The organism is Sphaerisporangium krabiense, assembly GCF_014200435.1.
GTDB classification, from domain to species: Bacteria; Actinomycetota; Actinomycetes; order Streptosporangiales; family Streptosporangiaceae; genus Sphaerisporangium; species Sphaerisporangium krabiense.
The window spans coordinates 674,841-697,228 of record NZ_JACHBR010000001.1 but is presented as its reverse complement, the minus strand read 5'-3'; the positions used below and the strand labels follow the sequence as shown (position 1 = coordinate 697,228).

The 22,388-nt window shown below is 73.4% G+C and carries 17 protein-coding genes; 7 read left to right on the top strand and 10 right to left on the bottom strand.

Translation table 11 applies throughout. The annotated features are described in order from the left end of the window. Positions 1–19: 19 nt before the first annotated feature. The 4 genes from BJ981_RS02870 to BJ981_RS02855 all read right to left on the bottom strand — a co-directional run bounded on the left by BJ981_RS02870 (position 20) and on the right by BJ981_RS02855 (position 3,957). Entirely contained in the window at positions 20–844 is an 825-nt protein-coding gene (locus tag BJ981_RS02870) for a class II fructose-bisphosphate aldolase (RefSeq protein ID WP_184608174.1), read from the bottom strand. Next, a complete protein-coding gene (locus tag BJ981_RS02865; protein WP_239139695.1) occupies positions 832–1,872 on the bottom strand; it encodes a 1-phosphofructokinase family hexose kinase in 1,041 nt (346 codons plus the stop codon). Before BJ981_RS02865 ends, BJ981_RS02870 begins: the two co-directional genes overlap by 13 nt. Before the next feature lie 70 nt (positions 1,873–1,942). Then, a complete protein-coding gene (gene nagA / locus BJ981_RS02860) occupies positions 1,943–3,076 on the bottom strand; it encodes an N-acetylglucosamine-6-phosphate deacetylase (protein ID WP_184608173.1) in 1,134 nt (377 codons plus the stop codon). Further along, entirely contained in the window at positions 3,073–3,957 is an 885-nt protein-coding gene (locus BJ981_RS02855) for an SIS domain-containing protein (protein ID WP_184608172.1), read from the bottom strand. The genes nagA and BJ981_RS02855 overlap by 4 nt, the downstream gene beginning before the upstream one ends. Before the next feature lie 127 nt (positions 3,958–4,084). Between BJ981_RS02855 and BJ981_RS02850 the strand changes: the two genes are divergently transcribed. Then, complete coding sequence (locus tag BJ981_RS02850; protein ID WP_184608171.1) at positions 4,085–4,855, top strand: DeoR/GlpR family DNA-binding transcription regulator; 771 nt, start codon at positions 4,085–4,087, stop codon at positions 4,853–4,855. A 395-nt stretch (positions 4,856–5,250) separates the two neighbouring features. Further along, a complete protein-coding gene (glpD, locus tag BJ981_RS02845; protein ID WP_239139709.1) occupies positions 5,251–6,951 on the top strand; it encodes a glycerol-3-phosphate dehydrogenase in 1,701 nt (566 codons plus the stop codon). Between the two features lie 121 nt (positions 6,952–7,072). On the opposite strand, the gene BJ981_RS02840 is transcribed toward glpD, so the two are convergent. Further along, the gene (locus BJ981_RS02840; RefSeq protein WP_184608169.1) at positions 7,073–9,268 is read right to left on the bottom strand and encodes a beta-propeller domain-containing protein; all 2,196 of its coding nucleotides are present in this window, start codon (positions 9,266–9,268) and stop codon (positions 7,073–7,075) included. Between the two features lie 130 nt (positions 9,269–9,398). Here BJ981_RS02840 and guaA point away from each other — a divergent pair, with 130 nt between their 5' ends. Together guaA and BJ981_RS02830 are read left to right on the top strand one after the other, a co-directional pair. Next, the gene (guaA, locus tag BJ981_RS02835) at positions 9,399–10,949 is read left to right on the top strand and encodes a glutamine-hydrolyzing GMP synthase (protein WP_184608168.1); all 1,551 of its coding nucleotides are present in this window, start codon (positions 9,399–9,401) and stop codon (positions 10,947–10,949) included. 94 nt (positions 10,950–11,043) lie between these two features. Continuing rightward, positions 11,044–12,243, top strand: a complete 1,200-nt coding sequence (locus BJ981_RS02830; RefSeq protein WP_184608167.1) for an acyltransferase family protein — start codon at positions 11,044–11,046, stop codon at positions 12,241–12,243. 10 nt (positions 12,244–12,253) lie between these two features. Here BJ981_RS02830 and BJ981_RS02825 read toward each other — a convergent pair whose 3' ends face one another. Then, positions 12,254–12,484, bottom strand: a complete 231-nt coding sequence (locus BJ981_RS02825; RefSeq protein ID WP_184608166.1) for a DUF397 domain-containing protein — start codon at positions 12,482–12,484, stop codon at positions 12,254–12,256. A 153-nt stretch (positions 12,485–12,637) separates the two neighbouring features. Continuing rightward, positions 12,638–13,357 carry a polysaccharide deacetylase family protein gene (locus BJ981_RS02820; protein ID WP_184608165.1) on the bottom strand — a complete coding sequence of 240 codons (720 nt, stop codon included), beginning with the start codon at positions 13,355–13,357 and terminating at the stop codon, positions 12,638–12,640. Positions 13,358–13,657: 300 nt separating this feature from the next. On the opposite strand from BJ981_RS02820, the gene BJ981_RS37720 reads away from it, so the two are divergent. Together BJ981_RS37720 and BJ981_RS02810 are read left to right on the top strand one after the other, a co-directional pair. Continuing rightward, positions 13,658–14,914, top strand: a complete 1,257-nt coding sequence (locus BJ981_RS37720) for a CDP-alcohol phosphatidyltransferase family protein (RefSeq protein WP_239139696.1) — start codon at positions 13,658–13,660, stop codon at positions 14,912–14,914. A gap of 4 nt (positions 14,915–14,918) precedes the next feature. Further along, positions 14,919–15,965: a sulfotransferase family protein gene (locus tag BJ981_RS02810; protein WP_184608164.1), complete on the top strand. Its 1,047-nt coding sequence runs from the start codon at positions 14,919–14,921 to the stop codon at positions 15,963–15,965. 5 nt (positions 15,966–15,970) lie between these two features. Here BJ981_RS02810 and BJ981_RS02805 read toward each other — a convergent pair whose 3' ends face one another. The 3 genes from BJ981_RS02805 to BJ981_RS02795 all read right to left on the bottom strand — a co-directional run bounded on the left by BJ981_RS02805 (position 15,971) and on the right by BJ981_RS02795 (position 20,797). Further along, a complete protein-coding gene (locus tag BJ981_RS02805; RefSeq protein ID WP_184608163.1) occupies positions 15,971–17,077 on the bottom strand; it encodes a glycosyltransferase in 1,107 nt (368 codons plus the stop codon). Next, a complete protein-coding gene (locus tag BJ981_RS38985; RefSeq protein ID WP_184608162.1) occupies positions 17,074–19,728 on the bottom strand; it encodes a bifunctional glycosyltransferase/CDP-glycerol:glycerophosphate glycerophosphotransferase in 2,655 nt (884 codons plus the stop codon). The genes BJ981_RS02805 and BJ981_RS38985 overlap by 4 nt, the downstream gene beginning before the upstream one ends. 136 nt (positions 19,729–19,864) lie before the next feature. Then, positions 19,865–20,797 (bottom strand): SRPBCC family protein, encoded by a 933-nt coding sequence (locus tag BJ981_RS02795; protein ID WP_184608161.1) that lies wholly within the window; start codon positions 20,795–20,797, stop codon positions 19,865–19,867. A 278-nt stretch (positions 20,798–21,075) separates the two neighbouring features. On the opposite strand from BJ981_RS02795, the gene BJ981_RS02790 reads away from it, so the two are divergent. Then, a complete protein-coding gene (locus BJ981_RS02790) occupies positions 21,076–22,380 on the top strand; it encodes an FG-GAP repeat domain-containing protein (protein ID WP_184608160.1) in 1,305 nt (434 codons plus the stop codon). Positions 22,381–22,388 lie beyond the last annotated feature (8 nt).

Below are 22,388 nucleotides of genomic sequence, written 5' to 3'. Positions count from 1 at the left end.
GGGGTGGTGCGGTTCTGGGTCAGGTGGTGAGGATGGTCAGGAGGTGGGTGACCTCTTGGGTCACGGCCGTTCTGGCGGGGGAGAGGTATTTGCGGGAGTCGACCACCGTGGTATCGGCGGCCAGGTGGTCGCGGATAGCGCCGGTGAAGGCGCGGTTCAGGTGGGTCGCGATGTTGATCTTCTTCATGCCGTGCCGCACGGCCTCGCGCAGCGACGCGTCGGGAACGCCCGACGAGCCGTGCAGCACGAGCGGGACCGGCACGGCCCGGTGCAGCTCGGCGATCAGCGCCAGGTCGAGCACGGCGTCCTTGGACGTCATGGCGTGCGAGGTGCCGACCGCCACCGCGAGCGCGTCCACCCCGGTCGCGGCCACGTAGGACACGGCCTCCCCCGGGTCGGTGCGCGCGCCCGGCGCGTGTACGCCGTCCTTGCCGCCGATCTCGCCCAGCTCTGCCTCGACCCACGCGCCGCGCCGGTGGCACCAGGCCGCCACCTCCGCCGTCGCGGCCACGTTCGCCGCGTCCGGCAGGGCGGAGGCGTCGTACATCACCGAGCCGACGCCCAGCCGTACGGCCTCCTCGACCAGCGCCTGGTCGGTCGCGTGGTCGAGGTGGACGGCGACCGGCGTGGCCGAGGACTCCGCGACGGCCAGGCAGGCGAGAACGATCGGCCGGAGCGCTCCGTGGTAGCGGACGCAGTTCTCGCTGATCTGCAGCACCACGGGCGCGCCCGCCGCCTCCGCGCCGGCGACGATCGCCTCGGCGTGCTCCAACTGGATCACGTTGAAGGCGCCGACGCCCGCGGGCGCCGCGGCCACGATGTCTCCGGTCCTCACGAGGGGCATGGTTCCACTCCGATCTCATCGCGAACCGCCCGGTAGACCCGCAGGTCGACCTCGCCGGCGACGGGGGTCGCCGCGGAGGCGGCGCCGAGCGCGGCGGCCGTACGCAGCCGCTCCGGCCAGGGCGTTCCTCTGACGAGGCCGCGGGCGAGCCCGGCGACCAGGGCGTCTCCCGCGCCGGTCGGGTTGCCCGGCACCGCGTAGGGCATGCGGGCCCGCCAGGTGCCCTCGCCGGTGACGGCGACGAGGCCGTCCCGCCCCATCGACACGACCACGGCCTCGCCGCCGGCCCTGCGCAGGGCCTCGGCTCCCGCGAGCGCCTCGGCGACGCCGTCGCCGGTCGCAGGGGCGCCGGGGGAGAGGGCGTGGGCGAGTTCTCCGGCGTTGGGCTTGAGGATCGAGGGGCGTCCCGCGGGGGCGAGCCGCAGCGGGGCGCCGTCGCAGTCCACGATCACCGGGACGCCGAGGTCGCGGGCGTGCCCGGCGAGCGTGGCGTAGAGGTCGAGAGGGACGCCGCGCGGCAGGCTTCCGGAGAGGACGACGGCGTCCGCCCGCGCCGCCAGATCCTGAAAAGTGGCCATAAACCGGCCAAGCTCCTCAGGAGTCACCTCCGGTCCGGGCTCGTTGAAGAGGGCCGTTCGCCCGGGTTCGCTGGGCAGTGCCGTTCGTGCCGTGGGATCAGGGGTTTCGCGCGATCCGTGTACCTCTCCCGGGGTGGGTGAGGGTGGTACGGGCTCGGGACGGGGTGGCTGAGGGGAGGTGGTGATGGTGACGGTGGTGCGGGATTCGGCGGCTATGCGGGTCAGGGCACTGGGGAGGCCGGCGGCGGACAGGTCGGTCTCGATGGCCGCGCCCGTGAGCCCCCCGCCGAGGCCCGCGACGACGACGTCCTCCCCGAGCGTCCGCAGAACGCGGGCGACGTTGACTCCCTTGCCCCCGGCCCGTCGGTGCACGGCGCGAACCCGGTTGACCCCGTCCCAGTCCACGCCGTCCACCATGTACGTCACGTCCAGCGCCGCGTTCAAGGTCACGGTGAGGATCACCGGGCCCGCCCGAGGAGGGCGGGGACGGCGCTGGACCGGGGCACGGGGGGAGAGGGGGTCATGACGTGGGTATCCAGGCGCCCTGGTGCATCACGGAGTGGATCGTCAGGTCCTCGTTGAGGACGACCAGGTCGGCGTTCTTGCCGACCGTGATGGAGCCGACGCGGTCGTCCAGGCCGAGGACGCGGGCGGGGGTGAGCGAGGCCATGATCGAGGCCTCGGGGAGGGTCAGGCCGACCTGCTCGACCGCGCGGCGCAAGGCGACGTCCATGGTGAGCGTGCTGCCCGCGATGGCGCCGCCCTGGACCAGGCGCGCCGCGCCGCCGGAGACCTCGACGTCCATGGAGCCGAGGCGGTAGACGCCGTCGCCCATGCCGGCCGCGCCCATGGCGTCGGTGATGAGCGCCGTGCGGCTCGTCCCGGCGGCCGTGTGCGCCAGCCGGACCATCGCCGGGTGGAGGTGCACGCCGTCGTTGACGAGCTCGACCGTGATCCGCTCGTCCTGCAGGAGCGCGGCGATGGGCCCGGGGTCGCGGTGGTGCAGCGGCCGCATCGCGTTGTACAGGTGCGTGGCGACCGTGCAGCCCGCGTCGATGGCCTCCAGGGCCTGCTCGTAGGTGGCGTCGCTGTGCCCGAGGGCGGCGATCACCCCTTCGGAGACCGCCGCGCGCACCGCGTCGATGCCGCCGGGCAGCTCGGCGGCGACGGTGAGCATGCGCACGTGGCCGCGCCCCGCCTTGAACAGCTCGGACAGCTCCGCCGTGGAGGGGTCGCGCAGCAGCCCGGGGTCGTGCGCGCCGCAGCGGGACCTGGCGATGTACGGCCCCTCGAAGTGGATGCCGGCCAGCAGGCCGTCGTCGCACAGGTCGGCGAGCGCGGAGGTGGCGCGGGCGAGGTCGGGGAGCGCGGCGGTGACGAGGCTGGCCATGATCGTCGTGGTGCCGTGCCGGGCGTGGAAGGCGACGACGCGCCGCGCCTCCTCGGGGTCCCCGGAGGGGAAGGAGCCCCCCGCCCCGCCGTGGGTGTGGATGTCGACGAACCCCGGCACGACGTACCGTCCGCCCAGGCCGAGACCGTCCCTGGGGGCCGTCCCGTGCCCGATGTGGGTGAAGCGGCCGTCCTCGATGGTGATCCAGCCCTCGTGCACGCCGCCGGGAGTGACGACGCGGGCGTCGGCGAGTGTGATGCTCATGAGGACAGGATCACAGATCGGGTCAGGTGCATCGGCTGGTCGGGGTCCAGTCCGCGGGCCTGCGCCCGCGCCACCGCGACGCGCTGCGCCAGTACCAGTTCGGCCATCGGGTCGGCGTCGCGGTGGAAGAAGGCGCCGCCCGCCCGCCGTACCTCGCCGGCGAGCCCGTCGGGTGGGGGGCCGAGCATCCAGGTGACCCGGCCGGGCCCGGCGATGCTGATCGGGCCGTGGCGGTACTCCATCGCGGGGTAGGCCTCGGTCCAGGCGCGGGCGGCCTCGCGCATCTTGAGCGCGGCCTCCTGGGCCAGGCCGTAGACCCATCCGGAGCCGAGGAAGGTGATCTGCTCGGCCTCGACCGGCTCGGACGGCAGGGGCTCGGCGAGCGCCTGCTCGGCGTCGGCGACGGCGGGGGCGAGGTCCTCGCCGAGGTGGGCGCGCAGCAGCGCGAGCTGGGTGGTGGCGAACCGGGTCTGGACGACGGATCTCTCGTCGGCGAAGTCGAGGACGACGACGTCGCCGGCCAGGTCCATGACGGGGGTGGCGGGGTCGGCGGTGACGGCGGTGGCGGGCGTGCCGTCGAGCCGCCGCAGCACGTCGAGGACCTCGGTCGTGGTGCCGGACCGCGTGAGCGCGAGCACGCGGTCGTACCGCCGCGCCGACGGGCCGAGGGGGGCCTCGGAGGCGGGGAAGGCGTCGGTCTCGCCGTGGCCGGCGCGTTCGCGGAGCGCGGCGTAGGACTGGGCGATGAACCAGGAGGTGCCGCACCCGACGACGGCGACGCGCTCGCCGGGCCGGGGCAGAGGCGCGGCGGCGGCCAGTTCGACGGCGCGGCGCCAGCAGGCGGGTTGTGAGGCGATCTCGCTTTCGGTGTACGCCGTCATGCTCACAGCCTCCAGTCATGTCATGTTCTGCATTTTTTATAGCACTAATGAGCAAGTTTGTGCAGTGTCGGGCCAGGACTCCCGTGACGCCATGACACGCGGCATTCTTGTGCCACGCTTTGTGCTCATGAGCCGTTACGAACGCTGGAACTCGCTCCTGGAGCTCCTCGCCCAGCAGGGGCGTCTGACGGTCGAGGAGGCCGCGGAGACGCTCGACGTGTCCACGGCGACGATCCGGCGCGACTTCGACGAGCTCGCCCAGCAGCAGATGCTCATGCGCACCCGCGGCGGCGCCGTCGCGCAGAGCGTGAGCTACGACCTCCCCCTGCGGTACAAGACGGCCCGGCACGAGGGCGAGAAGCAGCGCATCGCCGAGGCGGCGGCCGAGATGGTGCGGCCCGGCGGCGTGGTCGGCCTGAACGGCGGCACCACGACCTCCGAGGTCGCGAGGACCCTCGCCGCCCGCGCCGACCCCGGCGCGCGGCTCACCGTCGTGACCAACGCGCTGAACATCGCCGCCGAGCTGACCGTGCGGCAGCACGTCAAGATCGTCGTCACGGGCGGGGTGGCCAGGCCGCAGTCCTACGAGCTGATCGGCCCGCTGGCGTCGGGGGTGCTGGAGCAGGTGACGCTGGACATCGCCTTCCTCGGCGTGGACGGCATCGACGCCGAGGCGGGCGCGTCGGCGCACCACGAGGGCGAGGCCAGCGTCAACAACCTGATGATCGGACGGGCCGGGCGCGTCGTGGCGGTGGCGGACGCCTCCAAGATCGGCCGCCGCGCCTTCGCGCGCATCTGCGGCATCGACCGGATCCACACGCTGATCACCGACGCCGGGCTCTCGGACGCCGCCGTCGCCGAGTTCACCGACAAGGGCGTGGAGGTCCTGCGGGTGTGACCTCGCCCTGGCGACCGGAGATCGCGTAGGCCGCCGGGGCCGTACCCTGCTCCCACGTGCGGAGGAAAGATCTACCGGTGCGGGGATGGCGGTGAGGCGACCCCTCTTCGAGGAGGAGAAGGCAGGTCATCGGCGGTTCACGCCCGCGAGATGTGCCGTACCCGCCGGGGCCCGCCCGGGCATGTAGGTATCTACTCTCGGGTAGGAACGGGACGCAGGCGCGACGACCGCACCCCAGGGGGAGCGCGATGGACAGCCAGGACGGTGCGAGGGAACGGGCGGCGCGGGAGGGGGAGGCCGGCACCCGGCGTACGGACTCCCATCCCCTGGCCAGGGAGGGCGGCACGCATTCCGCCCGGCTCGGCCCGGCGGAGAGATCGGCCGCGCTGGCCCGCATGTCCGACCCCGCGCACGAGCTCGACCTCATCGTGGTCGGCGGCGGCGTGGTCGGGTCCGGCGTCGCTCTGGACGCCGTGACGCGCGGGCTTTCCGTGGGCCTGGTCGAGGCCCGCGACTTCGCGTCCGGCACCTCCTCGCGCTCGTCCAAGCTGATCCACGGCGGGCTGCGCTACCTCGAACAGCTCAACTTCGACCTCGTGCGCGAGGCGCTGCAGGAGCGCGCGCTGCTGCTCCAGCGGATCGCCCCGCACCTGGTGCGCCCGGTGCCCTTCCTGTTCCCGCTCACCCACCACGTGTGGGAGCGGCCGTACGTGGGCGCGGGCCTCACCCTCTACGACACGCTGGGCTTCTCGACGGGCCTCACCCGGGGCATGCCCGGCCACCGCCACCTGTCGCGCCGCCGCGCCCTGCGCCTGGCGCCCGCGCTGCGCAAGTCTGCGCTCACCGGCGCCGTGCAGTACTGGGACGCTCAGGTGGACGACGCCCGCTACGTCACCACCATGCTGCGCACCGCCGCCTCCTACGGCGCGCACATCGTCTCGCGCACGCAGGTCATCGGCTTCCTGCGCGAGGGGGAGCGGGTCACGGGCGTGCGGGTCCGCGACCTGGAGAGCACCGCCGAGTACGACATCCGCGCCCGGCAGGTGGTCAACGCGACCGGCGTGTGGACCGACGAGATCCAGGAGATGGTGGGCGGGCGCGGCCAGATCCACGTGCGGGCCTCCAAGGGCGTGCACCTGGTCGTCCCGCGGGACCGGATCCACGCGCTCACCGGAATCATCCTTCGTACCGAAAAATCGGTGCTTTTCGTGATTCCGTGGGGCCGGCACTGGATCGTCGGCACCACCGACACCCACTGGTCCCTCGACAAGGTCCACCCCGCCGCCTCCCGCCAGGACATCGACTACGTGCTCGACCACGTCAACGCCGTGCTGTCGGTGCCGCTCACCCGCGACGACGTCGAGGGCGTGTACGCGGGCCTGCGCCCCCTGCTCGCCGGCGAGTCCGAGGAGACCTCCAAGCTGTCGCGCGAGCACGTCGTCACCCACCCGGTCCCCGGCCTGGTGATGATCGCGGGCGGCAAGTACACGACGTACCGGGTCATGGCCAAGGACGCCGTGGACGCGGTCGCGCACGGTCTGGACCAGCGCGTGCCGCCGTCCTGCACCGACACGGTCCCGCTGCTCGGCGGCGAGGGGTACCAGGCGCTGTGGAACCAGCGCCACCGGCTGGCGCGCTCCTCCGGCCTGCACGTCGCCCGCATCGAGCACCTCCTGCAGCGGTACGGCTCGCTGATCGACGAGGTGCTCGCCCTGGTCCGGGAGGATCCCTCGCTGGGCCGCCCGCTGTCGGGCGCCGACGACTACCTGAGGGCCGAGGTCGTGTACGCGGCCACCCACGAGGGCGCGCGCCACCTGAACGACGTCCTCACCCGCCGCACGCGCATCTCGATCGAGACCTTCCACCGGGGAACCGCCGTGGCGCAGGAGGCCGCCGAGCTGATGGCCGGGCCGCTCGGGTGGGACGACGAGCAGGTCAAGCGGGAGGTCGAGTACTACACCAAGCGGGTCGAGGCCGAGCGGGCCTCCCAGGAGCAGGACACCGACCAGGAGGCGGACGCGATCCGCCTCGGCGCGCCCGAGATCGTCCCGGTCGGCGAGACGACCGCCAAGCGGCCGGCGGCCAAGAGGGGCTGACGTTCGCCGCTCGGCCGCGCGGCCTCGGTCCCGTCACCGGGAAGCACGGGCCGCGCGGCCGGGGCGCTCCGGGACGTACTGCGCGATACGTCCCGGAAGCCGGAAAAAGCCCCTGGAAACGTTATACCCGGAAGGGAATCCACGCCTGGTCGGCCAGGGTCGTCGTGTCGCTCGCCTTGAGACCCGCGCCGGACAGCGTCCACAGGGTGTCGCCGATGATCAGGCTGCGCTGGATCCGGGCGTCGAACCGCACCGGGTCCTGGCTCTTGGCGGGCTTCGGGTGCCTGACCAGTCCGGCCTGGGTGATCGAGTCGTCGCCGACCTTCAGCACCATGGCCGCCATGTCGGACTCCCCGGCGTCGCTGCCGCCCCAACTGCTCACCGGCAGCACGGCCAGCCCGGAGTCGGGCCAGTACAGGAACGCGTGCGGGTCCCACTCGGCCTCGGACGCGGACTCCTTCTGGTGGAACTGCGACAACCGCTTCGGCGCCGCCGGGTCGGCGACGTCGAACAGCGAGACCTGCATGCCGAGCGTCCTGCCCTGCGTGCTCGCCTCCTGGCCGATGCCGAGCAGCCGCCCGTCGCCGGCGGGGTGCAGGTAGGCCGAGTAGCCGGTGATCTTCAGCTCGCCGGTCACCGCCGGCCGCGCCGGGTCGCGCAGGTCGAGGGTGTACAGCGGGTCCACCTGCTTGAACGTCACCACGTAGCCCACCGGGCCGATGAAGCGCACCGAGTAGATGCGCTCGCCCTTGCCGAGGCCGGTGACCTGCCCGACCTGGGCGAGCGTGTCGGCCTTCAGCACGTACACCCCGCTGGAGGCGGCCGACGCGTCCGGGCCGCCCATGGGGGCGTCGACCGTGGTGGCCACCCGCAGATGCCCGTCGAAGTCCGACAGCGAGTACTGGTTGAGCAGCCGCCCGGGGACGGCGCCGGAGGCGACGTAGCGGGGCGCGCCGACGCCGCTGATGTCGAAGCGGTGCACCTCAGTCCGGTCCGGCGGCGCCTGGTCCTCCCGGGACCCGCTCTTGTCCGGCGACGGCGTCACCGTGGGCGGCGTGGCGGTGGGGGACTCAGGGGCCGAGGGCGACGGGGTGGGCTCGGGGAGCAGCGTCGGCATCGAGGGATCGGCGGACGGCTCCACCTTCTCCGCGGGCGGCGAGGTGACCGGGTCGCGCGGGGCGACGACGGTCGGGGAGTCCGCCGGCGCGGCCCCCGGCGAGACCGGGGCCGACGAGGTGGGGGCGGGCGTGTCCGGCACGGGCGTGGCGTCCACGGGCGGCGTGTCCTCGATCGGCCGCGCGTCGATCGGGCGCGGCCACCAGTACCGCGGGTTGCTCGTGACGTACAGGCTCGTCGGCGTCGCGTACACCGTGTCGCCGTCGGCGGCCACGGCGATCGGGTCGTCGGAGGCGAGCCCGGCCTCCAGGTCGATGGTGTGCAGGCTCAGCAGCGAGGTGCCGGTGTAGTCGTCCGGGTGGCTCACCTGCTCGCACTTCAGCTTCTCCGTGCGGGCCTGCTGCCCGGGCACCGACACCTCGTAGGTGGGCAGCCAGGCGTCGATGGGCGCCTTGCGCACGACGTCCCGGTTGCGCTGGACGAGCTCGTCCTCGCTCTGGTTCGGGCGCGAGTCGGGGAAGGTGATGTCCGGCTGCGACCTGACCACGAGACGGACCGTGGAGCCGGTCATCCGGGCGTCGACGTGCGACCCCTTCGGCGTGATCGTCCCGAGCGGCTTCATGTCCTTCAGGTCGACCAGCATGTACCGGGGGCCGAACACGGCGGGCCGCTTGACCGTCGCGCCGAGGGGCACCACGTCGCCCGCGCTGAAGATCACCAGCGCGCGGTCACCGTGGACGAGCAGCTCGCCGGGCGCCCAGTACTGTTCCTCGGGCACCAGGCGCAGCGTGCCGGTCTCCTTCTTGGACGCCACGTCCACCACGCGCAGCACCCCGGCGGCGTAGCTGATGATCCGCTTGCCGTCGGTCTTCACCATGTCCGGCTCGTCGACGCCGGCCTCGTGCACGTTGGTGGTGGAGTACGCCGGGGCGGCCTTGGCGTCCTGGCTCGCGGTGGCCTCGGCCCCTCGGGCGAACATGATCATGTTGCCGCCGAGACCCCAGGGGCCCACGTTCTTCGCCGCGGCGCCGCGCAGGCCCTCCAGCATGTCGTCGCACCCGGAGTACGAGACGAGCTTGATCCCCCCCAGGGCGACGGGCGGGGCGGCGGAGGGCTTCGTGGCCCCGCCGCCCGTGCACGCCGCCGTCAGGAGCCCGCAGGCCAGCGCGGCGGCCGCTGCCGTACCGATCGAAGTCCTCATGCCCCTACGACGCATCCCGCGCGGGCCCGGTTCAGGGCCGGGTCGGCGGGAGGTAGATCACCGGCAGCGTCGGCATCTCCGGGCGTCGCTAAACTGTGAGGACCGCGGCGTCTTTTGGGGGGTCTTTCCGGTGTCTGAGTTCGACACGGTCCTCGTCGTCGATTTCGGCGCGCAGTACGCGCAGCTGATCGCACGGCGGGTCCGTGAGTGCCACGTGTACTCCGAGATCGTCCCCTCGACGATGCCGGTGTCCGAGATGCTCGCCAAGAAACCCAAGGCGATCATCCTGTCCGGCGGGCCTTCGTCGGTGTACGCCGAGGGCGCGCCCGCCGCGCCGGAGGGCCTGTTCGAGACCGGGGTGCCGACCTTCGGCATCTGCTACGGCTTCCAGGAGATGGCCCGCGCGCTCGGCGGCCAGGTCGCGCAGACCGGCATCGCCGAGTACGGCGGCACGCGGCTCACCGTCGGCGCCGAGGGCGTGCTGTTCGCCGGCCTGCCCGCGGCCCAGTCGGTGTGGATGTCCCACGGCGACAGCGTCGTCGCGGCCCCCGAGGGCTTCGCGGTCACGGCCTGGACGTCCGACACGCCGGTCGCCGCCATGGAGCATCCGGACAAGGGCCTGTACGGCGTGCAGTTCCACCCCGAGGTGCTGCACTCCGAGCACGGCCAGGCCGTCATGAAGCACTTCCTGGACGCGGCCGGGTGCCGTCCCACCTGGACCATGCTCAACATCGTCGAGGACGCCGTCGAGGCCGTCCGCGCCCAGATCGGCCCCGAGGGACGCGCGATCTGCGCCCTGTCCGGCGGCGTCGACTCGGCGGTGGCCGCCGCCATCGTCCAGCGCGCCATCGGCGACCGTCTCACGTGCGTCTTCGTCGACCACGGGCTGCTGCGCAAGGGCGAGGCCGAGCAGGTCGAGCGCGACTTCGTCGCCGCCACCGGCGTCAGGCTCCGCGTCGTGGACGCCCAGGAGCGCTTCCTGAAGGCGCTGGCCGGGGTGACCGACCCGGAGGAGAAGCGCAAGATCATCGGCCGTGAGTTCATCCGCGTCTTCGAGGACGAGCAGCGCGCCATCATCGCCGACGGCCCGGTCGACTTCCTGGTCCAGGGCACGCTCTACCCCGACGTCGTCGAGTCCGGCGGCGGCACCGGCACGGCCAACATCAAGTCGCACCACAACGTCGGCGGCCTCCCTGACGACCTGCGGTTCTCCCTGGTCGAACCGCTGCGCACGCTCTTCAAGGACGAGGTGCGCCGCGCGGGCGAGGAGCTGGGCCTGCCCCCGGCCATGGTGTGGCGCCAGCCGTTCCCCGGCCCCGGGCTCGGCATCCGCATCATCGGCGAGGTCACCCAGGACCGTCTGGACGTGCTGCGCGAGGCCGACGCCATCGCCCGCGAGGAGCTGTCGCGCGCCGGGCTGGACCGGGACATCTGGCAGTGCCCGGTCGTGCTGCTCGCCGACGTCCGCTCCGTCGGCGTCCAGGGTGACGGCCGCACCTACGGCCACCCGGTCGTGCTGCGCCCCGTCACCAGCGAGGACGCCATGACGGCCGACTGGTCCCGCGTCCCGTACGACGTGCTGGCCCGCATCTCCACCCGTGTCACCAACGAGGTCCGCGAGATCAACCGCGTGGTCCTGGACGTCACGAGCAAGCCGCCGGGCACCATCGAGTGGGAGTGATCCCCGGCAGGGCATGAGTCCGGTCAATCGGATTCGACCGGACATAAGTCCGTGATGCGGCCGGGCGGGTTCACGCTCCGGTAAATTCCGTCCAATGCTTACGGCCGGGACGGGCGCGCCGCACAGCGCCGCCCAGAGGAGCTCCAGGCTGGCGTGGCTGGACGCCCTGCGGGGCGTGGGCGCCGGCGCCGTGCTCCTGGAGCACATGCTGTACCGCTTCACGCCCGAGCTCAGCCCCCGCTGGTTCAGCCTCGGCATGTACGGCGTGCTGGTGTTCTTCCTGGTCAGCGGCTACATCATTCCCGCGTCGCTGGAGCGGCGCGGCGACGTGCGCGGGTTCTGGATCGGCAGGTTCCTCCGGCTCTACCCGCTGTACATCGTGGTCGTCTGCCTGGTGCTCGCGCTGGCGCCGCTCGTGCCGATCCGGCGCGAGGTCACCCCGGACCTCGCCACCGTCGCCGCGCACGTCACCATGCTCCTGGACGTGGTCGGGTCGGGCGGGATCACCGAGCCGATGTGGACGCTGTCCTACGAGATGGTCTTCTACCTCGTCGTCACCGCGCTGTTCGTGACCGGGCTGCACCGGCGCAGCGCCCTGTGGGCCCTGGTCTTCGCGGGCGCCGCGGTCGTCGTGGGGCTGCTGCTGGCGGCCCCCGTGCTGCCCCGTGGACCGGCGGCCTTCGTCGCACTGGCCGTCTTCGCGGCCGGGTTCTGGTGCGTGATCACGGGCCGGGGCCGTGCGGCGGGCGCGCTCGCCCTCGGGGCGCTCGGGGTGACGCTGCTGCTGCTCGGCGGCCGGACGCCCTGGCTCGGCCCGGCGATCCTCGCGGTGATGTTCACCGGCACCGTCCTGTACCGCTGGGAGCGGGGACAGGCGTCCGCCCTCGGCGCGGCGGGCGCGGTCGCCGCGGTGACGGCGCTGCTGGTGATCGTGCCGTTCTTCGCCTACCGGACGGGATGGTGGGCGTACCCGCACGTCTGGATGACCACGGTCGCGCTCGCCGGGGCGACGTTCGCGGCCGGCATGGCCCTGCGCCACCGCGCCGTGCCCCGCCCGCTCGCCTGGCTCGGACTGATCAGCTACTCGGTGTACCTGGTGCACGTGCCGCTGCTGAAGCTGTTCGTGGCCCTGTTCGGCGACCCGGGCGAGCGCCCGCTGGTCGCGCAGGCCCTGCTCGCGCTCGCGTTCGTCGCGGTCGTGCTCGCCGTGAGCACGCTGACCTACCGGTACGTGGAACGCCCGATGCGCCGCCTGGGCGGCGCGCAGGGGCGTTCCCGTCCCGCCGGGCGCTGACGCGGGTGGCTCAGTCGTCGAACTCGCCGTCGCGGACGCCGAGGACGAAGGCGTTCCACTCGGCGGCCGTGTAGCGCAGGACGGTGCCCGCGGGGTCGGACGGGTTGCGCATGGCGACCGCGCCGCCGCGCAGGTAGGCGATCTCGATACGGTCCTCGGAGGTGCTCCCGGGCGCGCTCAGCCAGGTCACGTCCGAGATGTCCATGGCGTAGAGCTCGGCCTTCTCCTGTACGTCGCTCATCGCTCGACCAGGTCTCCTCGTGTGACGGCCGGGGAACGGCCATGACGGATCGCGGAAGACGCCGCCGGAATCCGGGCGACGTCGCGCCTGGCCGGGGCCTCGTACCACCTTAAGACCGGCGCGGGGCGGCGGCGCAAGCGATTCCGCGGATACTCAGTTCCAGCCGCCGACCGGGAACGTCTCGCCGGCGCTCAGCCGGCGGCCGCGCAGCAGCTTCTCGACGGTCACCACGTGGTAGCCCTTCTTCTCCAGCGCGGTGAGGATCCTCGGCATGGCCTTGACCGTCGCGGGCTGGATGTCGTGCATCAGCACGACGCGGTCGCGCTTGGCCAGGCCCAGGACCTTCTCGCGGATCGCCACGGCGTTCCGCAGCTCCCAGTCACGCGAGCTGCCGTTCCACACGATCTGCGACAGGCCGAACTCGGCGGCGATGGCGCCCACCCGCGCGTCGGTGTCGCCGTACGGGGGCCGCAGGATGTCGGGGCGCCGTCCGGTGGCCGCCTGGATGGCGTCCTGGGCGCGGGCGATCTCGTCGCGGATCTCGTCGTCGAACAGGGTGGTGAGGTGCGGGTGGTCGTAGGTGTGGTTGCCGATCTGGTGACCGTCGCGCGCGATCCTGCGGGCCGTCCTCGGGTCCTTCTCGACGCGCCCGCCGATGAGGAAGAACGTGACCTTGGTGCGGTGGGCGCGCAGGATGTCCAGCAGCTTGGCGGTGTACGGGCCGGGGCCGTCGTCGAAGGTCAGCGCGATGCACTTCACCCGGGCGCAGTCGACGCCCTTGGCGCTCGCGGACGCGGGCTCCTCGGCCGAGGCGGGGAGCGTCGCCGCCAACAGGGCGACCGCCGCGGCGACCGGGACGAACCGTCGCATCATCCGCCCGGCTCGCGGTGCGGGCTGTGCAGGCTGTGCTGGCTGTGCAGGCCGCATGGTCCTCCTCCTTCGCCGACGCCGCGCAACCCTACTCCGCTTTCCAATGGAACGTAAAAATCACGCCAAATCAGTATTAAACGTTTCGAGAACGGGGGCCCGATCGAGCGTCCAGGAAGCGATCGTGTGGCGGGAGGTCAAGCCGCCGGGGCCAGTCGCCGGGGGCGGTCAAGAAACCATCTAGAGATCTCATGTGAGTTACAGACGGTCGGATTTCGGTGGCTTCACGTCGCCATGCTGGCAGCCATGAGGTCCTATTCGCTGGATGACGTGCTCGCGACGCGCAAACGCAGAGACTCATGGTGGACGGTGTTCGTGGTCGACCCGGTCGCATGCCGGGTGGCACTGTTCGTAGCGAATCGCACCGAGATCACGCCCAATGCCCTGACCCGCCTCTCCCTGATCCTCGGCATGGCCTCGGCGGCCTGCTTCGCCGCCAACCGGCTCGCCCTCGGCGCGGCGCTCTTCTACGTCAGCTTCATGATCGACTGTGTGGACGGCAAGATCGCGAGGCTCAAGGGCACCGGCACGCCGTTCGGGCTCTGGCTCGACTACGTCGGCGACCGCATCCGCGTCGTCTGCTGCGCCGCCGGCATCGCCTACGGGCAGTACGCCGCCACCGGCCGCATGGCCTTCGTCCTGCTCGGCGCCGGCATCGCGATCCTGGACCTGTTCCGCTACGTCAACGCCCCGCAGATGAAACGGGTACGCCAGACCGTCAAGGCCAGACGCCGCGCCGCCCGCCGCGACGAACTCACCGCGGTGCGCGAGGCGATGGCCGTCGACTCGCTCGCCCGGGACCACGGCGACGCCATGGGCGTGGTCGCCTACGACGACCACGCCGCGACCGCCGAGGAGTTCCACGACTACCCGCTCCCGCCGCACGGCCCGCTCGACTATCCGTCCCCTGCCGACCCCTGCCTCGACGGCGAGGCGCCGGCCCAGGCCCGCGGCGCCGCGTGGGACGGCCCCGCCATCCCACGGCAGGCGTCCGGCTCCGAGGACTCCCTCGCCGCCACCGTCCCCGTCCCCGTCCCCGTTCCCGGGCCCGATCCCGGCCGAGTTCCCCACCTCCTCCCGCCCCCGCCCCGCGACCAGGTGTACGACCAGGAGTCGGACATGGCCGGCGACCTGCCCGAGTACGTCCGCAGGTACGAGGCGGAGGGGTACGACCAGGCGCCGCCCCAGCCGCCGGGGGAGGGCGAGGCGCCGGTGGGCCTGCGCCGGCGCGTCGGCCACTTCCTGGCCCGGCACCGGGTGCGCACCCACCTGATGAGCGGCATCGAGTTCCACGCCGCCGTGTTCGTCGTGGCCCCGGTCATCGGCCCGGCCGCGCTGCTTCCCGTCACCACGCTCGCGGGCGGCCTGCTCGTCGCCAACGAGATCTTCCTCGTCTACCGCATGTGGCTGTCCACCCGGGCGCTCGGAAAGGCCGCGCCGGACGCCTCCGGCGAGGACGACCAGCGGCACGTGCGGACCGATCCTTTCTTCACGGGGGTGTAGATCGATGCGCTCAGACCGGCCCGTCTTCATCATCGGCTGCCCGCGCTCCGGCACCACGATGCTGCAGCTCATGCTGCACGCGCACCCGCGCATCGCCGTGCCGCCCGAGACGCGCTTCCTGCTCCAGGTCTACTACCACCGGCGGATCCACGGCGACATGCGCGTGCCCGGGAACCGGCGCGCGCTCGCCGAGTGGATCGCCACCGACAAGAGCACCAAGTTCCGCGAGCTCGGCATCGACGCCGACGCCTACATCCGCAGGGCCGTCGACGGCCCCGGCTCGCTCGGCTCGGTGATCGGCGAGGTGTTCCGCGCGTACGCCGAGCGCTTCGGCAAGCCCCGCTGGGGGGACAAGCGGCCGATGTACTCCAAGCACGTGGACGTCCTGCTGCGCCTGTTCCCCGACGCCCAGTTCATCCACCTGATCAGGGACGGGCGCGACTGCGTCGCCTCGCTCAAGGAGATGCCCTGGTTCACGCTGGACGTCTACCACGCCGCCGCCATCTGGGCCGCCACCATCGACCGCAGCCGCCGCCACGCCGCCCGGCTGCCCGCCGACGCCTACCACGAGCTGCGCTACGAGGACCTCACCGCCGACCCGGCGACCGAGCTGGCCAAGATCTGCGCGTTCCTCGGCGAGGAGTACGTCCCCGCCATGTGCGAGCCGCGCCACCTGGCGCAGGTCGCGGTGCCCTCGCGCAAGGTCTGGCACAGCAACACCCACCGCGCCGTCACCCAGGCCCGGGTCGGCACCTGGAGCACCCGCCTGGCGCCGTGGGAGATCGCGCTGTGCGAGGAGGTGCTCGGACGCCGCCTGCGGGCATGCGGGTACGACGTCCCGGCCGGGTCGGGGGCGTCGGTCCGGCACCTGCTCGCCTATCGGAGAACCGCCGCCAGGCGCGCGCTGTCCCGGGCCGACCAGGTGGTCCGCGACCGGGTCAACCGCATGCGCGAGCCCGGCCCCCTCGCCGCGATGCTCACCTCCGGGCAGCTCTCCCAGGTCGGCGTCCCCCGTCCCCGTGCCGCCTCGAGCGAGCTCGTCGACCGCTGACGCCCTCACCGGCTGATCCGCGCGAAGACCTCCTCCCAGCGGTCCAGCACCCGCTCCAGCCGGAACGCCTCGGCGTGGGCCCGTGCCGCCGCGCCGAGCCGCCGCCGCCGCGCGTGGTCGGCCATCAGGCCCGCCAGCGCGCCGGTGAGCGCGCCCAGGTCCGCGGGCGGCACGAGCACGCCCGTCGTGCCGTGCCGGACCAGCGCGCGCACCCCTCCGGAGACGTCGAACGCCACCGCGGGCATGCCGTACGAGGCCGCCTCGCCCACCACCAGCGGGAACCCTTCGTGCTCGCTGGTGAGGCCGAGGATCGCCCCGTTGAGGTACTCGCGGCCGATCTCCGCCGCGGGCACCCTGCCGCGGAACACCACGCGGCCCGCCATGCCCAGCGAGGCCGCGTGCGCGCGCAGGCGCGGCAGCTCCGGGCCGTCGCCGACCAGGTGGAGCTGCCAGTCCTGCCGCGTGCGCGCCGCCCGGGCGAACGCCGTGATCAGCCGGTCGAAGCGCTTCACCCAGGCCAGCCTGCCGACGCCGAGCACGCGCGGCACGTCCAGGAACGACGGCGCCGCCGGCCAGGCCCGCAGCGGGTTCGGCACGTCGTCGGCGTTCGGCAGCAGCGCCTGCTCGGCGAACCGCGCCGCGTCCTCGGGGCTGAGGAACACCGACCGCGCCAGGTCGCCGTAGTGGCGGCGCACCGAGGCGAAGTGCCAGGTGCCCCGGGCGTGCTCGTAGGAGCCGTGGTACTGGCCGATCGCCCGGAACCGGGACGGCAGCGCGCCCGCCAGCCACGACACCACCGCGGGCGAGGTCAGCACCGCGTACCCCTGCCCCAGCGAGGACAGCAGCCGCGACACCCGCCCCCGCGCCGCCCACGGCCGCCCCGCGCCCGGCGGCCGCCGCTGCACCACGTGGTGTTCGTACAACGGGTGCTCGACGAACCGGAACGGGTCGGGCGAGCGGTGCAGGCCCACCACGTGCACGTCGTGGCCGCGCAGGGCCAGCCCCTGGGCGACGATGTGCGTCACCTGCTGCACCCCGCCCAGCGTGTCGGCGTCCATGCAGGCGAACACCACCGCCTGACCACGCCCGGACGCCGCGGCCCGGGACGTCATGGCCGCGGCCCGGTCCCGTGGAAGAAGGCGTCCACCACCCGCGGCGCGGCCTTCCCCGTCTCCTCGGCGCAGAACAGGGTGACGAAGTCGGCGTACCGGCCCGCGTACTCGGCGGCCACCGCCGGCAGGTCACGCAGCGCGGCCACCAGCTCCTCGGTGGTGGCGAGCACCGGACCCGGCCCGATCTCGCGCAGGTCGTAGTTCAGCCCCCGCTCCACCCGCGCGTAGGCGTCGTAGTCGTCGGCGTAGAGCAGGATCGGACGGCCGGTGCACGCGTAGTCGCAGATGATCGAGGAATAGTCGCTCAGCAGCGCGTCAGAGGCGAGGATCAGGTCGTTCACCTCCGGATACGAGCCCGCGGCCCGGACGAAGTGGCGCACCCGCTCCGGCACGCGGAACCGCTCGGCCGGATGCGGCCGCAGCACCACGACCCACTCCCCGCCCAGGGCCTCGCCCAGCGCGTCCAGGTCGGCCCGCACCGACGCGCCGACCGCCCCCTCGCGGTACGTCGGCGCGTACAGCAGGATCCTGCGGTCCGCCGGGATCTCCAGGGCCTCGCGCACCCGGGCCTCGGCCGTCGGATCGCCGTTCACCAGCACGTCGCAGCGCGGCGAGCCGAAGCGCAGCACGGTGCCCGTGTACTCGTTGGACGGCACGAAGACCCGCTCGAACTCCCCGCCCGGGCACACCAGCGCGTCCCACCGCGCCACGGACGCGCGCCACCGCTCGCGCGGCCCGGGCAGGTCTCCGCGCAGCGCGGGGGAGTCGAACCCGACCGTCTTGAGCGCCTGCCCGTGCCAGGTCTGCAGGTAGCGCGTGCCCTTCGGCTTGGGGAAGCCCGCGGGGAAGCCGTGGCTGTCCACCCAGTACGCCGCCCGCGCCATGATCCAGACGTGCCGCCAGCTCATCCGGGGCACCAGCGGCACGTCCGTGGGGAACCCGGACGCCTCGCCGCGCACCGACCACCACACCCGCAACGGCATGCCCCTGCCGCGGATCTCCTCGTAGACGTACCGCGGATTGCCCGTGTACGCCGCGCCGTTCTCCGACTCGAACAACGCCAGGTCGCGGCGGCGCGGCACCACGCGCACCAGCCACCGGTACGCCCACAGCTTCAGGGCCGCGCCCGACGCCGCCACGCGCAGCCGCGACACCCGGCGCGGCGCCGGTCGCCAGGACACCGCCAGCACCGCGGCGTCCCCCACCGGGCCCACCGTCACCTCGTGCCCGCCCACGGCGCACGACAGCGGCGGCGTGGCCGGGTCCACCAGCAGCCGGTCGCTCGTGCGGTGCCCGTCCGCGCGGACGTACGACACGCGCGGATCGCGGCGGCCCCTGCCCGGCCTCACCTCGGCCAGGTCGAACTCCACCCGCGTCAGGTAGCTGCCGTCCGCCTGCCGCGCCGGCTCCAGCGGCACGCGCAGCCCCTTGAGCACCAGCTCGGCCCGCGTCTTCCAGCGCCTCAGCACCGCGAACGGGTCATAGGTGCGCACCGTCAGCGACACCGCCGTCCCCTCGCACGACACCTCCGTCACCTCGTGCCGGACCCGCGCCGCCGAGAACGGCAGCTCGCCCAGCCGCAGCGCGGTGATGTCCATCGCCGGATCGGCGCGCGTCCCCCAGTACGTGCGGCCGTCCACGCGCAGCGCGTGCCGGGGCGCCGCCTTGGGTCCGGTCAGGGACCGCGCCGCGACCACCAGATCCTCCGGGTGGTCGGTGCGGACCAGATGGCAGCACACCCGCACCAGCGGGTCGGCCCGGTCCGCCACGCCCGGCTCCAGCTCGTCCAGGTACGGCCGCGTCACCGCGGCGAACTCCTTCACCCGCACCGCCGGGCGCCGGGGGAGCCGTTCCAGGTGACCGCGCAGGTCCTGCCGCAGGAAACGGTCCTGGCGCGCCCCGACCAGGTCGGCGTGGCCGCGCTCGCGCAGGATCGCGTCGCCGAGCTGCGCCGCCCGCACCCGGTCCCGCACGTCCTCGATCTCGTCCCCGGCCGCCGTCCCCGGTCCGCCGTGCCACAGGTAGACCGCCCACGGCACCACGGCGAACCGGCGCGCCGCGCAGTACACGGCGGCGGTGAAGACGTGGTCCCCGTACCGGAGGCCCTCCTCGAACCTCAGCGCGTGCTCGCGCAGGAAGTCCACCCGGTACAGCTTGTTCGTCGCGAACCCGTCGAGAAAGAACTCCGGCTCGGCACGGATCCCCTCCACCACCCGCCGCCCGTACAGCGCGGGCCGGTACCGCTGGGTGCGCGTCACCGTGCGCTGCTCGCCCACCCCGGCCAGAACCCGTGAGAGCTGACCCGCCACGAAGTCGGCGCCGGTGCGCTCGATCTCCTCCAGCAGGCTCTTGCACGCGTGCCGGGGCAGCTCGTCGCCGCCGTCGAGGAACATCACGTACGGCGCGCGGGCCGCGTCCATGCCGTCGTTGCGCGGCGCGCCGGGGCCTCCGCCGGGCGCCTGCCTGCGCAGATAACGCACACGTGGGTCGTCGAGGCGGGCGATCAGCCGGGGCGTGCCGCCGCCGCCCGCGTCGTCCACGACGATCACTTCGAGGTCGCGCAGGGACTGGCCGAGAACCGAGCCGATCGCACGCCGCAGGCCGGCCGAGTCGTTGTACGTGACGAGGACAACGCTGACATCCGGCTGCATGGTTCGTTCCCCCGAGTCCGCACCGACGCTGCCCGGGTGTATTCCCCCACAACCCCCCGCGCTGCCCCGCACAGAGGACTGCTGACCAGCTCATTTCCGACTTTTACCGAAGTAGCCGGACGCTCTACTGTCGGCGTCAGCGGCCCTTGAGGGCCCGGCGTACCAGCCAGGCCAGGACCACCACGGCGGTCAGGGCCGCCACCAGCGGGGCCACCCGCTTGAGCATCGGCACGCCGGCGATCCGCAGCAGATCGAGCGCTTCCTCCTCAGCGGTACGAGACGTCCGGATCGTCCCCGCCGGATGCGCCTCCCAGGACGCCGCCTCCCCGGAACGCGCCCCACCATGCGCGTCCGGAACGGCACTGAGATGCCGCTGCCCCGGCTCCCTGCCCTCGGCCGCCGGAACGGGAACCTCCTCGGGCCCGAAACCGGACGGCTCGGCCGACGACGGCACGGCCGGCGCGTTGAACGGAGTGGTACCGAGCGCGGCGTCCTCACCCTCAGGAGCCGGCGCGGCGACTTCACCCTCAGGGACCTCACCCTCAGGGACCTCGGCCACCGCGGTGACCTCGGCCGCGGCGACGTCGGCCGCCACGGTCTCCGCCCCCGCTTCCCCGGGTGCCTCGCGGAGCAGGGCGGCCAGGTTCTCGGCGAACCGGTCGATCAGCTTGGCCCCGACCTCCGCCATGACGCCCCGTCCGAACTGCGCGGGCCGTCCGGTGACGGTGAAGGACGTCTCGACCCTGACCCGCGTGCGCGGCCCCTCGCCCGCCAGCGTCGCGGTGACCGTCGCACCGGCGGTGCCGGTCCCCCTCGCCTCCTTGCCCGACGCCTTGAGGCTCAGCGTGCGCGCGTCCTTGTCCACCGACGTGAACGACGCCTCCCCGCGGTAGGTCACGGTGATGGGACCCACCTTGACCTTCATCCGCCCGCTGAACACCTCGCCCGCCACGCCGTCCAACGACGCGCCCGGCAGGCACGGAGCCACCCGCTCCACGTCGAGGAGCACGGACCACGCCTGCTCGACCGGCACGGGAACCGTGAACTCGTGCTCGAACCGCATCGCCATCGCGCCGCTCCTGTCCCAGACGACTCCCAGCCGAAGAACGACAGAACGACCATCGTCGCTCACGCGCCATTATGACCCCCTACCCGCCTCCCACTCCTCGCCCTCGGCGTCGACCGGCGCCACCGCCCCTCCACGCTTCCGGCACGGGCTCGTTCGCGCGCGGGGCCGGGCCGATCACGGCCATTCGGTTGCCGGGAGGTGAACTCTTCGGGACCGGGTCGGCGCCGGGGCCGGGGTGGCCGTCTGACTGGTTACCTACGCCGAAGGGACGGTCGGGCATGCGGGTGACGGTCAGGCACATGGGGAGGGGCGGGCTGGTCGCGGCGGTCGCCGTGGGGCTGATCGGGGCCGGCGGGGTGGTCGTGCCCGTCGCGGCGAGTCCTCTCGGGATCACGACGGCCGTGCCCGCCGTGGCCGGCTCGGCCCGGAGCGCTCGGGCGGGGGACGTCGACGGGGACGGGCGGAGCGATGTGATCGCCGGGGTTCATCTGCTGAAGGTGAACGGGAAGAGCGACGCCGGGGGTGTGGTCGTCTATCTCGGTGGCGCGAAGGCGGTCTCCGGGCGGGCGCGGGTCGTCACGGCAGGTGATCCCGTCGCCAAGGAGAACCTCGGGCGGGTGCTCGTGTCGGCGGACTTCGACAGGGACGGGTACGCCGATGTCCTGGCGGCCGCGCGGAAGAGGCTGGTGCTCTTCCGGGGTTCCCGGGCGGGGCTGCGCGGGAAGCCCGCCCAGGTGATCCCCTGGCCGGTCACCGAGCCCGCCATGGCCGCCGCGGACTTCGACGGTGACGGGTACGGGGACGCGGCCGTCGCCGGGGACAAGCGGATCGTCGTGCTGCGGGGCGGCAGGACGGGCCTGCGCATGGCCGGCCTCGCCAATGGCGCCCCGCGGTTCGGCGCGGAGCTCGCGGCCGGGGACGTGACCGGCGACGGGCTCGCCGACCTCGTGGCGACCGAGCGGCGTCCGGCGCCGGCCGAGCCGGTGGGGCCGCAGCGGATCACCGTCGTGCCCGGGTCCAGGGCCGGGCTGTCGCTGAAGAACGCCTGGTCGATCAGTCCGGCGGAGCGGGCCGCCCGGGCCCTCGCCGTGGGCGACGTCAACGGTGACCGCAGGGCCGACCTGGTCCGTGTCACCTCCACCGACCCCGGGAACGTGGTGTTCCAAGTGATCGTGCAGCTCAGCACGGGCACCGGGTTCGGGCCCGCGCGGGCATTGGCGTACGGGGACGGCTACCCGGCCGGCGTCGCGCTCGGTGACGTCACCGGGGACGGCCGCGCCGATCTCGCCGTCCACGTCGCGGGCGAAGGCGACCACGACTGGGCCGTCCTGCACGCGGGCACCTCCACCGGCGTGACCGCGCGGCCGGTCAGGACGTACACGCACGACACCTACGAGACCAGGTACGGCACGAGCCTGCGCCTGGCGAACGTGACCGGCGACGCCCGCGCCGATCTCGTCGTGGGGCTTCCCGGCGTGTACGGCGCGGGCGCGCTGGAGGTCCTGCCCGGCGGCGGGCGCGCCGGAGCGCGGAAGCTCACCCTCAGGGCCACCACCGGCCTCGGCTGGAGCCAGCCTTCCTGACGCGAGCC